Source organism: Marinomonas rhizomae, assembly GCF_003315485.1.
In the GTDB taxonomy this organism is placed as follows: domain Bacteria; phylum Pseudomonadota; class Gammaproteobacteria; order Pseudomonadales; family Marinomonadaceae; genus Marinomonas; species Marinomonas rhizomae.
Map to the genome: position 1 here is coordinate 64,307 of NZ_QNSE01000006.1, position 14,457 is coordinate 78,763.

The window sequence follows — 14,457 nt, forward strand, 5'->3', positions numbered from 1 at the left end:
TATTAATGACTTATAACTTAATAATGTGTGATAAAACTAGCCAAGGTTACAAAATCTTACGCTCTGTCGTTAAGGAAAGTTTTCCTTTTTTAGCGGCCACTCCATTGTTATAAATCAAGATATTGGCCGTAAAGAGCATATTTTCAGCCTTTTTAAGCTATAAATACTCTAACCTTTTCTAATAAAACGACAGGATCATGTTCTATGAAAGTCGCTGTTTTCTCCTGCAAGCCCTACGACAAACGCACTCTGACAACCTTTGCTAACGATAAGCAACTATCCATGAGTTACTTTGAAAGTCGCCTAAGTATGGAAACCATCAGCTTAGTCAAAGGTTTTGATGCGGTTTCTTGTTTCGTCAACGACGATATCAACGCTGAGGTCATTCAGTGTTTAAAGCAACAAGGCGTCAAAACTATTGCCCTACGCTGCGCAGGATTTAACAATGTCGACCTAGATGCGGCACAAAAACAAGGCATAAAGGTATTTCACGTTCCAGATTACAGCCCAACCTCTGTCGCCGAGCACGCCGTTGCACTCATCATGACATTAAACCGAAAAACGCATCGTGCTTATCATCGAGTAAAGGAAGGCAACTTTGCCTTAGAAGGGCTAATGGGTTTTAACTTAGAAGGTAAAACTGTTGGCTGTATTGGTACTGGACGAATCGGCGCGGCATTCTGTCGTATTATGAAAGGCTTCGGTTGCCGTGTCTTATGTTATGACTTATTCCCATCACAAGAACTTATCGATCAAGGCTGTCAATACATAGCACTCGATGAAATCTACCAAAAAAGCGACATTATTAGCCTACATTGTCCTTTAAACCCTTCGACTCATCACCTAATAAACAAACACAGCTTAGAAAAAATGAAAGATGGCGTGATGATCATCAACACCAGTCGCGGCGCACTCGTACACGCACAAGAAGCTATCGATGCCCTGTACAGTGGAAAAATTGGTTATTTAGGCCTAGATGTTTACGAGCAAGAAAACAAAATATTCTTCGAAGACATGTCATCCCACATCATCCAAGACAGCGTATTCCAGCTTATGCTCACCTTCCCTAACGTTGTGGTTACCGGCCATCAAGGGTACTTTACTATTGAAGCGCTGAACCACATTGCTGAAACAACCATCGACAACTTATTGCATCATCAAAACGATAAAAACAACTCAAGACAATTAACCTAACCCTACAATATATTCTAGCCTTATTTCACTGGCTACTCTTAATATCTGGTGAAGTGAGGTTAGCAATAGTATTTTTTGTGATACGATCTTTAGTCTTGTAATTAAGAATAAAAGACCGTTTAGAGACCAGGAAATAATGTCAAAGACCGATGAAAAAAGATTGCTACTAAAGATAGCTACCCTTTATTACCAAGAAGGGTTAAAACAAGCGGATATTGCAAAAACACTTCGGCTATCACAATCCCAAGTATCCCGCTCTATCACTCGATGCCTTAAAGAGGGCATTGTAAAAATCAGTGTCATTCAGCCACCTTCGGTTTTCATTGGATTAGAATCTCAAATTCAACAACGTTTCAATGTTTCTAACGTTATTGTGGTTGATATAGAAGACAATCCAACAGATGCACAAATTAAACGTGTCATTGGCTCTTCTGCTGCTCATTACTTGGATACCTCGTTACGAGATGGCGACTTAATCGGCATTTCCTCTTGGAGTGACACCATCCGCTCTATGATAGACCAATTACACTCCACAAAAACAAAAGCCAAGGGCGTCATTCAAGTCTTAGGAGGCGTCGGTCACAACGGTAATATACAAGCCACAATCTTGACACAAAACATGGCTGACATCCTATCATGTGATGCCTTCATGCTACCGGCTCAAAGTATCGAACACTCTTTAGAAGATAAAAGCAAACTACTAAGCACCACCGAAGTGGCCGATGTCGTTGACATGTTTAATAAGGTAAACCTAGCCATTGTCGGTATTGGCATGCTAGAGCCTTCAAATCTGTTGCGAAATTCTGGTAACTACTACGACACGGACCGACTAAAAGAACTCGCCGATCGCGGTGCTGTGGGTGATATGTGTTTGCACTATTACGATAAAAACGGCAAACCAATAATAAAGCTAGAAGAGGATCCAGTGATAGGAATGTCGCTAGAACAACTTGAAGCTTGTGAGTTGGTCGTTGCTCTAGCAGGCGGTTTAGATAAAGTAGAAGCCATAAAAGGCGCACTATCTGGTAATTACATCAACGTCTTGATTACGGATCGAGTAACTGCAGAGGCGATCGTTAAGAATCCAAGCTAAATCGGCATTTAGCAACCGCCAACGACCACCCTTAATAACGATTTTGCCAGTAATAGTTTAACAAAGAATAAACAAAACCCCGGCAAAAAGCCGGGGATGGTCATCTTACGGTTCTTCAGGCCTATCTACTAGGCTTAGGGTCAAATCGCCTAATTTGTGCACTTCAAAATTATTGGCCTTGTATTCGTCGTAATCAAACGCTTCCATCTCATCCACGGCAATTTTATGATATTCATAAAAGTCTGGCCACCACTCATGGTCATCACCAAATTTAGTACTCAAGAACGCATCAACAGCTGCCTTACCCATCTCTGGTGCGACATACCAAGCTCCCAGAGACAAGACGTTAACATCGTTACCAATCACACAACGACGAGCAGCAGGAACACTTTCTACTACGCCACAACGAACACCAGGACACTTAGCCGCAGCCAAATGAACGCCCATCCCCGTACCACAGAAAATAATCGCACGTTCGAACTCTTTTTCAGTGATTTTTGATCCTGCGCGTAAACCAATGCGATGAAACATTTCCACATCAGGATCATCTGGGTCTTTCACACCGATATCTGTCACTTCCCAACCTTTGCTTTCCAAATACTTAACGATAACTTCTTTAAGCGGAAAACCAGCCCAATCAGCGGCGACTAAAATCTTTTTGTCTTTTATTAATTTCATTTTTATTCTCCAAAGGACACTCTAAAGTGATGAAAATTTAGGCAGTTGCTTCTTTCTTTAGTGTTTTCATTTAATAAACCTCGATGTTCCAATTTATAATTTCTTAAATTCATTTTACTAATGTCTTAAGCAATAAATTAAGATGCCAGTTTTTGAGAGCTAATGGCCGCTTTGTACTGTAATTTATTCTGCATTTGATCAATGATCACAGCGATAATAATCACAAGCCCTTTTATAACCATCTGCCAAAATTCACTGACGCCCATCATGACCAGACCATCAGCCAATATACCAATAACAAAGGCCCCTATTAGCGTTCCCATTATGGTTCCGCGGCCACCCGCCAGAGACGTACCACCCAACACAACGGCCGCAATAGCGTTCATTTCAAACGCTGTCCCTGTCGCTGGATGGCTAGCAACCAACTGAGAAGTCACCACAATACCGGCAACAGCAGCACACAAACCGGCAATGGTATACACCCAAACTTTAACATTATTCACTTTTATACCTGACAGTTCAGCAGCACGTTCATTATCACCAATCGCATACACATGACGGCCAAAAGGCAATTTTTTAGCGATATATGCGATGATGGCGGCCATAATAAACATCAACCAAATTGCGATTGGCAGGCCAAGAAGATACCCCGCACCAATAGCATCAAACCCTGTGTTACCCAATTCAGGATTACCCTGAAGCCCTGGGAAAGTCTCACCACCAGAGAGCAACATTGCCGCTCCGCGGATAATATACATAGTCCCTAAAGTACAAATAAATGGCGCAACTTTATATCGAGTAATAATTAGTCCATTTAATGCACCGATTAACCCACCGATAACAATAACAACAGGCACCACAACCCAAACACTAGGAAAGATAGCAATACCAAGTGGCTCAATAATCAAACTATTTGAAATTAAATAACCTGCGATCATGCCACAAAACCCTAAAGTAGCACCAATAGACAAATCAATTCCCGCAGTAATAATAACAAAGGTAATCCCCAATGCCAGAAAGGCATTAATAGAGATATGTTTAATCATGATAATCAAACTACTTGGTGCTAAAAAACCATCTACGGTTAAAGAAAAAAAACCTAATATAATAAATAATGCAATAAAGGTTCTCATTTTAAGAAGAAGCAACGCAACATTACCGCCATTATATAAACTTTTTTTATTATTTGTTTTCATAATTAAAACCCTTGGGCACTAGCAAAAACCAAACTTGACTCGTCAGTTTCATTTCTTAATAAGTTAGCGGTTATTTTCCCATTGGACATAACCAGTATTCGATCCGAAATTGCCATAATTTCTTTTAAATCAGACGTAGAAAATAAAATCCCGATACCTTGCTCTGACAACTTAACCATCATTTCAAAAACATCGCCTTTCGCACCAACATCAATTCCCCTTGTTGGTTCATCAAGAAGTAGTACCTTGGGCTCCGTTAATAAGGAACGACCAATCACCACTTTTTGTTGATTGCCACCACTTAAAGCTTGTATTTCAACTAAAGGAGAAGACACTTTTATGGAAAGTTCACTGATCGCTTTTGTTACCGCTTCTTTTTCAGCAGACTCATTAATAGCTAGGCCTTTCAAACGCTTCCATAAACTTGAAAGAGACAAGTTATCTGATACAGAGCTAATAGGAAAAATACCTGATTGTTTTCGGTCTTCAGGCACTAAGCCTATACCCATTTTTATACGCTCAGACGTGGCTGTCATTTCATTGATAACTCGATTATTTAAAGAGAACTCGCCAGAATATTGCGCCTTGCCCAACAAACACTCGAATAACTCTGTTCGGCCAGCCCCCATCAATCCATATATACCGACAATTTCACCCGACTTGAGAGAGAAAGAAACATCGTCAACCAATTTAGACTCAGCATCATTAATTAGCGTAATACCCTTTGCATCTAAGACTACATCACCAAAAGAACGATCAGGTTTTAAAAAATTCGTAACAGGATCGCTTCCTAACATTTCTCGGACTATCCAAGCGACATCAATATCTTTAACTAAAGCTTCAGACTGAAACTTACCGTCACGTAGAATAGTGATGTACTGTCCTATTTCCATTAACTCTTCCAAACGATGGGAAATATAGACAATGGACACACCCTGTTCGGTGAGATCATTAATGACATCAAATAAAATCTTCACTTCTTTCTTACTTAATGCCGATGTTGGCTCATCCAGTATCAAAATATCCACGTTAGCAATAAGAGATTTAGCAATTTCGACCAACTGCTTTTGGCCTACTTTTAAGTTTGCTACTAATTCAGTAGGATCTATATCCTGTTTTAATCGAGCCATTGCCTCTTTCGTAATAGAGTTTTGGCTATGGGTATCTATCGGGGATAACCCTTTTTGCTTTTCTCGACCTAAAAAAAGATTTTCTGCCACAGAAAGATTGTCGGATAAGTTAAGCTCTTGATGCACCATGCCTATACCATGTTGCGCTGCAGCACGAGGGCTGTTGATATTAATTGCCTTACCTTTTAAATAAAGCTGACCTTCTGATGGTGATTGAACCCCAGAAATGATTTTCATCAAGGTTGATTTTCCAGCACCATTTTCGCCAATGATGACGTTAACAGCCCCTTGATAAACGTTGTAAGTCACCTGATCCAACGCTTTTGTACCTGGAAATAGCATAGAAATATTTTCAGCGCTTAAAATGACTTCTCCATCTAGCTTCGACATTACATTGCTCCTTCTTTAATTTCTATAGGAACTGCATGGGTGATTTTATTAGCCTTGATAGTAAGTGCTGCCAATACGGTAACTGTCTTACCAACCCAAGTCGCGTCAGGCTGTTCTATTTGGTTTATGGCTTTTTTATTTAAAGCTTTTGATAGCTGAGCAAATTGAATTTGATTTTTAAACTGATCAAAAGAAATCAAAGAAGCGGAATCTCGAATAGAGTTTCCTTTTATAATCTTGCCAATTTGTAACTTAATGTCTCGGCCGCCACTGTTTACAACAAGAGAGGTTTTAAGCGACGTTTGATCAAAGCGACTAACCTTTCCCTGAAACCTTACAAACGAAATAAGATTTTCATTTTTACCGATAGTTGATAATTCAATGGCTTTTTCATGTGCTTCTTTGTTAATCAAAGGCCAAAGCTTGTCGGAAATTTTTTCTGGTGTCATATTCTTGAGTAATCCAGCGTCTGCAGCAGACATAGGAATAATAGGCTTCCCATTCTCATCAAGATCAACCACATGACAAGCCGCTAAACTCATAGCTAACACACCTAAAAGCACTCTTTTTATTACTGCATGTTTAAACATCGTCTACATCCTTTGGCACGGATAATTTCCAAACAAATCGGAAATAAAGCCAGTACTTTGGCTTTATTTCCAAGTAGTTATTATTTCAATGCAAAAGTATCTAATTGGTTCGCATTAGATTCATCGATAAGCACACAATCCATTAGCTGCTTTTCTTCTAACCCTGTAGAACCTGTTTTGATGTATTTGTCTGCTTGCACTACCGCCATTTGAGCTTGATCCCAAGCTGGCTGTAAAACAGTGGCTTTAATGTTTGCTCCAGCTAAAATAGAATCACGTACGTAATCACTGCCATCAAAACCTACCACAATGACATCGTTACGACCTGCGGCTTTTAGTGCAGCTTCGGCACCAAGCGCCATCGTATCGTTACCTGAAATAACGCCTTTAATATCTGGATACGCCTGAAGAATGGATTCCATTCGATTAAAGGCTTCGATTTGACTCCAGTTAGCCGTTTGCTGAGACACCATTTTAAGATCGGTATAGTCATCAATAACATCATGATAACCTTGTGAGCGTACTCGAGCATTGGTATCAGATTCTCGACCAAGCAATTCAACGTAAGAACCTTCACCTTCCATTAACTCAACGAATTTTTCAGCACCCAATTGCGCGCCTTGATAATTGTTAGAAACGATCTGCGAAATGGCGACACCTGTTTTATTAATCTCTCGGTCAATAAGAAACGCGGCCACACCTGCCGCCTTAGCTTTTTCTAACGCACCAATCGTCACATCGGCCCCCGCATTATCAAGAATAATCGCTTTGGCTTTTCGAGCAATAGCCGTCGAAATCAGCTGGTCTTGCTTATTAGCATCATCATCATGAGATGCCACTAGTGTTGTGTAACCTAAGGATTCCGCTTTGGCTTTGGCTCCCATCGCTTCAGACTTAAAAAATGGGTTATCGTGAGAAGGAGTAATGATAGCAATTAAGCCACCAGCTGACGCCACTCCAGAGAAAGCAACCGATAAACCAAACAAAGCAGAGATAAGGATTTTCTTATTCATATTATTTACCCTCTTGAATATATATTCATCTTAAGTTATTTATGCATAAACAGTGTAATAAACACCTCAAGAGATGTCTACATCACCAGTGAAAAAAATTAAATAGGATTATTTTTTATTACCAAACAGCCTGAAAATTTAAATAAAACTTAATAAAATCATAAAGATAAAAAGTTTTAACGTTCAAATAGGCACTCTATTTTCTAAATAGGATTAACAGGACAGCCTAGCTTTCTTAACAGCCAGCGCCCATTCTTTATAACGGTTCAGCCAGTAATCGTATTTATCTAGTCTAGGGGTAAATAAATGCCCCTGATTAGCCAGTTGAGCTAACTCATCTTTACCTTGCCACCAGCCAATAGCCAACCCAGCCAGATAACCAGCGCCCACCGCTGAAACCTCAGCCACTTCGCCACGACGAATAGTGACGCCTAACAAATCAGCTTGTGCCTGCATCAACCAATCATTCAGTGTAGGTCCACCATCAACACACAAATATTCAATTTTCTCTGGCAACTCTTCAGCGATAAGATGAAAAACATCTGCTACTTGAAAAAGCACCGATTCAAACGCCGAACGAGCAATATCAGCTCTCTCGGTAGCGCTTTTTAATCCACAAAAGATACCAGTAGCATCCAGATCCCAATACGGCGCTCCAAGTCCAGATAATGCAGGCACAAAGTAAACTGAATGACCAGAATCCGCTTGCGCAGCGAGTTGACACATAGTGTTCATATTTTCAACACCGAGCACGCGACGTACCCAGTCGATTGCAGATCCGGTATGAGTAATATTGCCTTCTAATCCATAGAATGTGGTCGAATCGTCCCAAGCTATGGTGGTACTGATTTCATTTCGGATAGTCGGCAACTTAGACATGGCCGCCATTACTGAGCTGCCGGTTCCATATGTTGCTTTTACAACGCCAGATTTATAACCTCCATGGCCATATAAAGCAGCATGAGAGTCGCCAATTTGAGAGGCAACAGGAACACCTTGCGGAAGCACACCAAACTCTCTAGTCAGACCAACGATATGAGAGGAAGGCACAACAGGAGGTAAAGCCGCCGCTGCAATGCCTAAACGTTCTAAAATAGTCTCGTCCCAAACTTGCTTACCAATATGATAAAGCTGTGTACGAGCGGCATTAGATGCATCCGTCACAAATACATTATTGGTCATATTCCACACCATCCAAGCGTTAATAGTACCGATACAGATGTCTCCTCTTTCAGCACGAGCATGACCGTCGGGAATCTGCTGCAATGCCAAAGACACTTTTGTCGCTGGAAACATAGGGTCAAGAGTCAACCCAGTCGCTGCTTGAACATAACGGCTAAATGCTTCGTCTTGACGCAAAGTTTCACACAGAGACTCCGAACGCCGACACTGCCAACTCATCACTTGAGTCAACGGTTTTCCGGTACTTCGCTCCCACAACACAACAGACTCGCGCTGATTACTGATCGCCACCGCCGCGATCTCAATATCTTCAGCAATAGTTCCCTCAGACTGCGCCAAAGAGTCCACAGCAAGGGCAATAGACACTTTCATCTTCTCAATAATTTCAAGCGGGTCTTGTTCAACCAACCCAGCCGATGGAAAGCTTATTGATAAAGGCACTGAACCTTTGCCAATGACCTTGCCTTGTTTATCCAAAAGTAACGACTTAACATTTGTCGTCCCTTCGTCTATGGCTAGAATCACACTATGCATTCGATGTCTCGCTTTATGCCGATGTTTGATTAACAAGTTGCTGGCAGACATTGACAATACCTGCGCTATCAATAGAAAGCATTTTTCGAGTGTATGGACGATTTCCGGCCGCAGCATAACAGCCATCTTGTACACCAAGACGTACTAATTTAGCAGTCATCCCCTGCTCGGCCATGACTTCTGCTACAACACTTCCCAGGCCACCATTAATGTTGTGCTCTTCTACACTAACAACATGCTTCGTACCATCAAGCATATTGGCCAAAGCGCAGCGATTCAGCGGACGAATAGAAGACACATTTACGACAGCAGCTTCAATACCCTGAGATTTCAGTATATCTGCTGCATCAACCGCTTCATGCACGACAGAACCCATGGCGCAAATCACCACTCGCTTTCCATTTCGTAATAAAGAAGGCTCGCCCGCGACAAAGTTATAATCTACTGAATGCAGTTGTGGTAAAGCCTTACCATCCATACGAATATATACCGGACCTTGTTCGGCAATGGCGTATTCAATGATCTGCTTGCACTCAATAGGACAGCTAGGTGCGAAAATTTTAATATTACCAAAACCTCGCATGACACTAATATCGTCAATGGAGTGATGTGTGCTGGCCAATGGGCCGTAGCTTGCACCAGAATTTAAACCAAACAACTTAACATTGGTGTTGTTATAACAAACATCGACCTTCACTTGTTCGTTAGAGCGCGAAATTAAAAAAGGCGCGGCGTTACAGGTCACGGCGACCTTACCAGCCAGTGCCAAACCTGCTGCAGTGCCTACCATTACTTGCTCAGCAATACCGACGTTTACCAATCGGTCTGGAAAAGCTTCGATAAAAGGTTTGATTTTGGCAGTGGAAGTCGAATCCGCTACCACGGGAACAAGATCAACGCCGTTATTTACGGCCTCGATAAAGCATTGCACCATGATATTGGCAAAATGTTCACTGTTAGACATCAGCTAACTCCTTTAATGCAAGTTCAACTTCTTCACCTTTTGGCACTCTATGATGCCACTCAGGACGACCAGCAATAAACGATACACCAGCACCTTTAGTCGTATTGGCTATCACCACATTTGGTTGGCCTTCTGCTCTTAGCCCTTCTAATGTTTCCACTATTGACGCGACGTTATTACCATCACATTGCGTCACACTAAAGCCAAATGCTTGCCATTTTTTATCCAATGGATCGGTTTTCATAATAGATACGGTTGGCCCAGCAAGTTGCAGCTTATTCTTATCATTAATCACAATAAGGTTATCGAGTTTATAATGGGCTGCTACTAGCGCTGCTTCCCAATTACTACCTTCTGCTAGTTCACCATCACCAGTTAAAACATAAACTTTTCTTGAACTGCCATCCCGCTTTGCCGCCAAAGCCAAACCAACAGCGACTGGCAAACCATGACCTAAAGCACCTGTATTTAATTCCACACCTGGGGTTTTCTGACGTACCGGATGCCCAGGTAAATGAGAGTCATTATGTTGATAGGTTGGTAACCACTCTTCTGGGAAATAACCCGCCTCAGCAAGACAGCAGTAGTAGCCGCCCGCCGCATGACCTTTAGATTGAATGTAAATATCTCGAGTATCATCAGATACACGATCTGGTGCGCAATTTAGCAACCGAAAATACAAAGATGTCACAATTTCGACTTGTGAAAGATCAGCACCCGTATGACCCCCTGCAGGACTATCCGCATTAAGTCTTATTATTTTTCGTCTAATCGATCGAGCCTTCTTTTCAAGCCCATCAACATCAAGCTGGAAAGGATTCATACACCCTCCTAATTGAAATACACGTTTGAATTTATTTTCTTGATTGAATAATTATTCTGTTAGAGCAAAAAAATCCGCTTCACTCTGATGTTTCTAGTTTTCTTTAATAATAAAAAGAAGGTAGAATTAAAGTGGATATTTATGCAAACAAGAATCTTTATTCTGCATTCTTATTTGAACATTGTCAACACAACAAAAAAGGGTCTAATGATTTCCCATTAGACCCTCAAGTTTTTTAACCCGTAGCGTTTTATAAATCGCTATTTCTCACCAAAGGCTTGGCTCAAGGTTTTACGCAATGGTTTCAATAAATAGTCCATAACGGTTCGTTTATCCGTTTTAATCGATACCTGAGCCGTCATACCTGGCAACATTTCCACGCTTCGGCCTATCGTAGTCGTAATAGGCAATTGCAATGGGATCACATGCACACGGTAATAAATCTCCTCACCTTGAGATGACTCTTCTTTAAGAGTATCTGCACTAACATAAATAACTTTCGCTTCTACGCCGCCATAAATGGTGTAATCAAAAGGGTCTAGCCGAATATTTGCGGCCATGCCATTTTTTACCCTAGCGATATCTTCTGGCCGAATTTTTGCTTCGACGATTAAGTCATCATCAATCGGGATAATCTGCATAATTTCCTCGCCTGCACGCAAAACCCCGCCAACCGTGGTGACACTGACGTTTTTTACTATTCCTGGGACTTTCGCAATAAAAACACTGTCTTGAAGCTCTTGTTGTTTTCTCGCTAGAATTTGTTCACTTTGCCCTAAGTCATCTTCAACTTTTGCAAGCTCAGCACTGGCCTCTTCTAAAAATTGGTTCTTACGGTTAATAAGTTTCGCCTCTGCGGCATTAAGCGCTTCTCTTGCTTTGAGCATTTCACTGCTGCTAACGTCACCAGATGCTTGAAGATACTTCACAATATCTTGTTCTTCTTGTGCAAGTGACACAGATACTTGCAAGGTGCGAAGCTCTTCTTTGATTCCAGTTTTACGTTGTTCAAAAAGTGCTTTCTCCACTTGCGCTATGTCTTCATAACGATTCAGCATCTCCTGAGAGAAATTGAGTTTTGCTTCACCAAGAATTTCCGCACGCAACCGAATAGCCTTGGCTTTTAATGCAAAAACACGGGATTCAATTTCCCCAACCGAAGCACTTAGACGAGTCTGATCAAGCTGACCGAGAATTTGCCCTGCTTGAACGCGATCCCCTTCACGGACATTTAGCTCGGAGATCACGCCGCCATCAACGGATTGAATCAGTTGCACTCGACTACTGGCGATCACTTCACCTTGCGCTTGTGCTACTTCATCAATATAGAAATGCTTAGCCCAAACCACAAATGCCACCAGTGCAAAGAAAATTGGCCAAGCAATCAATGAGCGTTTTTTTTGATGATAGCCAAACACCGAACCCTCATTTTGGCTACTCTCTATGCGAGAAGGGGCAGTATTGGCAGATATTGCATTAGATGGCATTGAAACCTCGCTTAACTCGAGATTGTGTTCCTTTAGGCGTCACTTGTTTGGAGTGATTCATCATAGCTGGAATAATAGCGGCTGGGGCACCGTCCCGAATGACTTTACCTTGCTGCATGACTAAAACTCGATTTGCGACATGCGCTGCAAGCATAGGTCGATGAGTCGACACGATAAGAATATCATCAGGTTTAATGTGTTTTTCTAGAACGTCCCACACTCGTTTTTCACTTTCCGCATCCAAAGAGGCGGTCGGTTCGTCCAACAGCCAAACGGTTGGCTTAGCCGTAATAGTACGAGACAAGGCAACCAATTGACGCTGTCCACCAGACAGACCTTCACCACCTTCAGCAATCTCTAACTCCATACCTTTTGGGCTACTCTGAGCAATTGCATCAACACCTAATTCAGTCGCAACTTGCATCATCTCTGTATCACTCACAGTGCCGGATAACGTCAAATTGCTTTTTAAAGTACCTTTGAACAAATGCACATTTTGAGGTAAATAACTAACATGTGAAGTCACAAACTGCGGGTCTATTTCCCACAAATCCAACGCACCCAATTTAATACGCCCCTCTGATGGTCGATATAAGCCTGCTAACACTTTAAGTAACGTAGACTTTCCGCAACCAATTGGGCCAACCAGCAACACTCGATCACCAGCATTAAAGGTAAGTTGTTCTATGTCCAAATGTTTCACTGGCGAATCGCCATAAACAAATCGAACTTGCTCAGCAGACACAGAGCCGATGGTTTGTTCACCCACTAAAAGGTGCTGAGAAGGCTTTCGCTCTAAATCTAGCGCAAGCAACTGGTCCACCATGGTTAAAGATTGCGAAACAGATTGCCATTGCACTAGATACTGCACGCCTTGCGCTACAGGGTTAATAACACGACCACCTAAAATACTGCAGGCAATCATGCCACCCATTGTCAAATTACCTGCTTCGATTTGAAACACACCGACGACTACCGCAGACACATAAGCAATCGTTGATAAACTTCCTGTCGTTGCGGTACTGACTTGACTGATGGTTTTCTGATGAACTTGATAACCAGCAAGGGACTGCGTTATTTGTTCCCACTCGTTAGAAAAACGCCAACCCGCGTTGTTGGCTCGAATGGTTTCTGATCCTCGAATCACGTCGATTAACAAACCCTGCCGCTCATTAGAACGCAGTATTTGTTTTTTAATTAAAGTTCTTAGGCGAATCTGAGTGACCACGCCCAAGAGTATTGCTAAGGGGAATAGCAATGCGTATACCCAACTTACAACACCGCCAATCACTGCAATAAAGGCGATGAACATAAGGGCAAAAGGTAAATCTATCAGGCCAAATACAATACCTGACGTGAAAAATTGTCGGACGGATTCCAGTCCATTTACTTGGGCATTGAGAGTGCCAAGACTATTCGGTTGCTTATCTAAACGCAGATGAAGGAGGTGATGAAACACTTGTTTAGACAAGCGCATGTCCACATCTGCCGCTAAGCTATCCAATACTTTCGCGCGAATACCTTTCAGCATCCAGTCAAGCAGCACAATACCCAGCATACCAACAACCAAAGTAGTTAAGGTTGAATAAGCTAGCGTCGGAACCACACGGTCATAAACCTGCAAAGCAAATAGCGATGTCGCAATAGCAAGTAAATTAATAACGACAGTTGCGACCAAAACATTACCGAGCCACATTTTATCTTGAAATAAGGCACTCAAAATCAATTTTCGGGCAGTAGGAATATCTTGCTCTTCGTTCTCTTCTAAACGGTTAGATTTCGCACGCTGTAACCACAACACCGAAGATTCCACCAGCACATCACTAGAAAGGGTTTGCGTGGGCAACCCCTCTCCTTGCTCAAGCAATACACTGTCCGCTTGCTCACCATTTTTAGCCAACCACCACTGGCCATCATAGGACACTAATGCCGGCAGTTGTCGACGATCAAAGCGACGCCACGCGACCATACCACCCTTGACGCCTTTGATATTTAAGCCATGCAAAATGGCTTGAATCTGATCCAATAACGCCAAGGACACAATGTCTTGACGCTGCAATGCGATATCAATATCGGCAGGTGATACACTAATTCCCAACGCCTTAAATAGACTGTGTAAGGCGGTGCCTGGTAACGTACAATTTTGTTTAGTAGGTTGATCACTCACCTAAAACCCCTTTTGA

General features: G+C 42.0%; 12 protein-coding genes. 2 read left to right on the forward strand and 10 right to left on the reverse strand.

Translation table 11 applies throughout. The features are described from left to right. Positions 1-204 precede the first annotated feature (204 nt). Together DFP80_RS08560 and DFP80_RS08565 are read left to right on the forward strand one after the other, a co-directional pair. The gene (locus tag DFP80_RS08560) at positions 205-1,194 is read left to right on the forward strand and encodes a 2-hydroxyacid dehydrogenase (protein ID WP_113916394.1); all 990 of its coding nucleotides are present in this window, start codon (positions 205-207) and stop codon (positions 1,192-1,194) included. Positions 1,195-1,330: 136 nt separating this feature from the next. Then, positions 1,331-2,287, forward strand: coding sequence for a sugar-binding transcriptional regulator (locus DFP80_RS08565; protein WP_113916395.1), 957 nt, complete (start codon positions 1,331-1,333; stop codon positions 2,285-2,287). A 105-nt stretch (positions 2,288-2,392) separates the two neighbouring features. On the opposite strand, the gene DFP80_RS08570 is transcribed toward DFP80_RS08565, so the two are convergent. From DFP80_RS08570 to DFP80_RS08615, 10 genes are all read right to left on the reverse strand, one after another. Next, positions 2,393-2,965, reverse strand: a complete 573-nt coding sequence (locus DFP80_RS08570) for an RpiB/LacA/LacB family sugar-phosphate isomerase (RefSeq protein ID WP_113916396.1) — start codon at positions 2,963-2,965, stop codon at positions 2,393-2,395. A gap of 137 nt (positions 2,966-3,102) precedes the next feature. Continuing rightward, the gene (locus tag DFP80_RS08575) at positions 3,103-4,161 is read right to left on the reverse strand and encodes an ABC transporter permease (protein ID WP_113916397.1); all 1,059 of its coding nucleotides are present in this window, start codon (positions 4,159-4,161) and stop codon (positions 3,103-3,105) included. A 2-nt stretch (positions 4,162-4,163) separates the two neighbouring features. After that, on the reverse strand, positions 4,164-5,681 hold the full coding sequence (locus DFP80_RS08580) for a sugar ABC transporter ATP-binding protein (RefSeq protein ID WP_113916398.1): 1,518 nt from the start codon (positions 5,679-5,681) through the stop codon (positions 4,164-4,166). Beyond that, positions 5,681-6,271 (reverse strand): DUF2291 family protein, encoded by a 591-nt coding sequence (locus tag DFP80_RS08585; protein ID WP_113916399.1) that lies wholly within the window; start codon positions 6,269-6,271, stop codon positions 5,681-5,683. Before DFP80_RS08585 ends, DFP80_RS08580 begins: the two co-directional genes overlap by 1 nt. Before the next feature lie 80 nt (positions 6,272-6,351). After that, positions 6,352-7,284: a D-ribose ABC transporter substrate-binding protein gene (locus tag DFP80_RS08590; RefSeq protein WP_113916400.1), complete on the reverse strand. Its 933-nt coding sequence runs from the start codon at positions 7,282-7,284 to the stop codon at positions 6,352-6,354. Between the two features lie 213 nt (positions 7,285-7,497). After that, positions 7,498-9,051 carry an FGGY family carbohydrate kinase gene (locus DFP80_RS08595; RefSeq protein WP_241560211.1) on the reverse strand — a complete coding sequence of 518 codons (1,554 nt, stop codon included), beginning with the start codon at positions 9,049-9,051 and terminating at the stop codon, positions 7,498-7,500. After that, positions 9,014-9,964: a transketolase family protein gene (locus tag DFP80_RS08600; RefSeq protein ID WP_113916402.1), complete on the reverse strand. Its 951-nt coding sequence runs from the start codon at positions 9,962-9,964 to the stop codon at positions 9,014-9,016. Before DFP80_RS08600 ends, DFP80_RS08595 begins: the two co-directional genes overlap by 38 nt. Continuing rightward, positions 9,957-10,787 (reverse strand): transketolase, encoded by an 831-nt coding sequence (locus DFP80_RS08605; protein WP_113916403.1) that lies wholly within the window; start codon positions 10,785-10,787, stop codon positions 9,957-9,959. The genes DFP80_RS08600 and DFP80_RS08605 overlap by 8 nt, the downstream gene beginning before the upstream one ends. 260 nt (positions 10,788-11,047) lie before the next feature. Further along, positions 11,048-12,274 (reverse strand): beta-barrel domain-containing protein, encoded by a 1,227-nt coding sequence (locus tag DFP80_RS08610; protein ID WP_241560212.1) that lies wholly within the window; start codon positions 12,272-12,274, stop codon positions 11,048-11,050. Further along, positions 12,264-14,441 (reverse strand): peptidase domain-containing ABC transporter, encoded by a 2,178-nt coding sequence (locus DFP80_RS08615; RefSeq protein ID WP_113916404.1) that lies wholly within the window; start codon positions 14,439-14,441, stop codon positions 12,264-12,266. The genes DFP80_RS08610 and DFP80_RS08615 overlap by 11 nt, the downstream gene beginning before the upstream one ends. Positions 14,442-14,457: the final 16 nt, after the last annotated feature.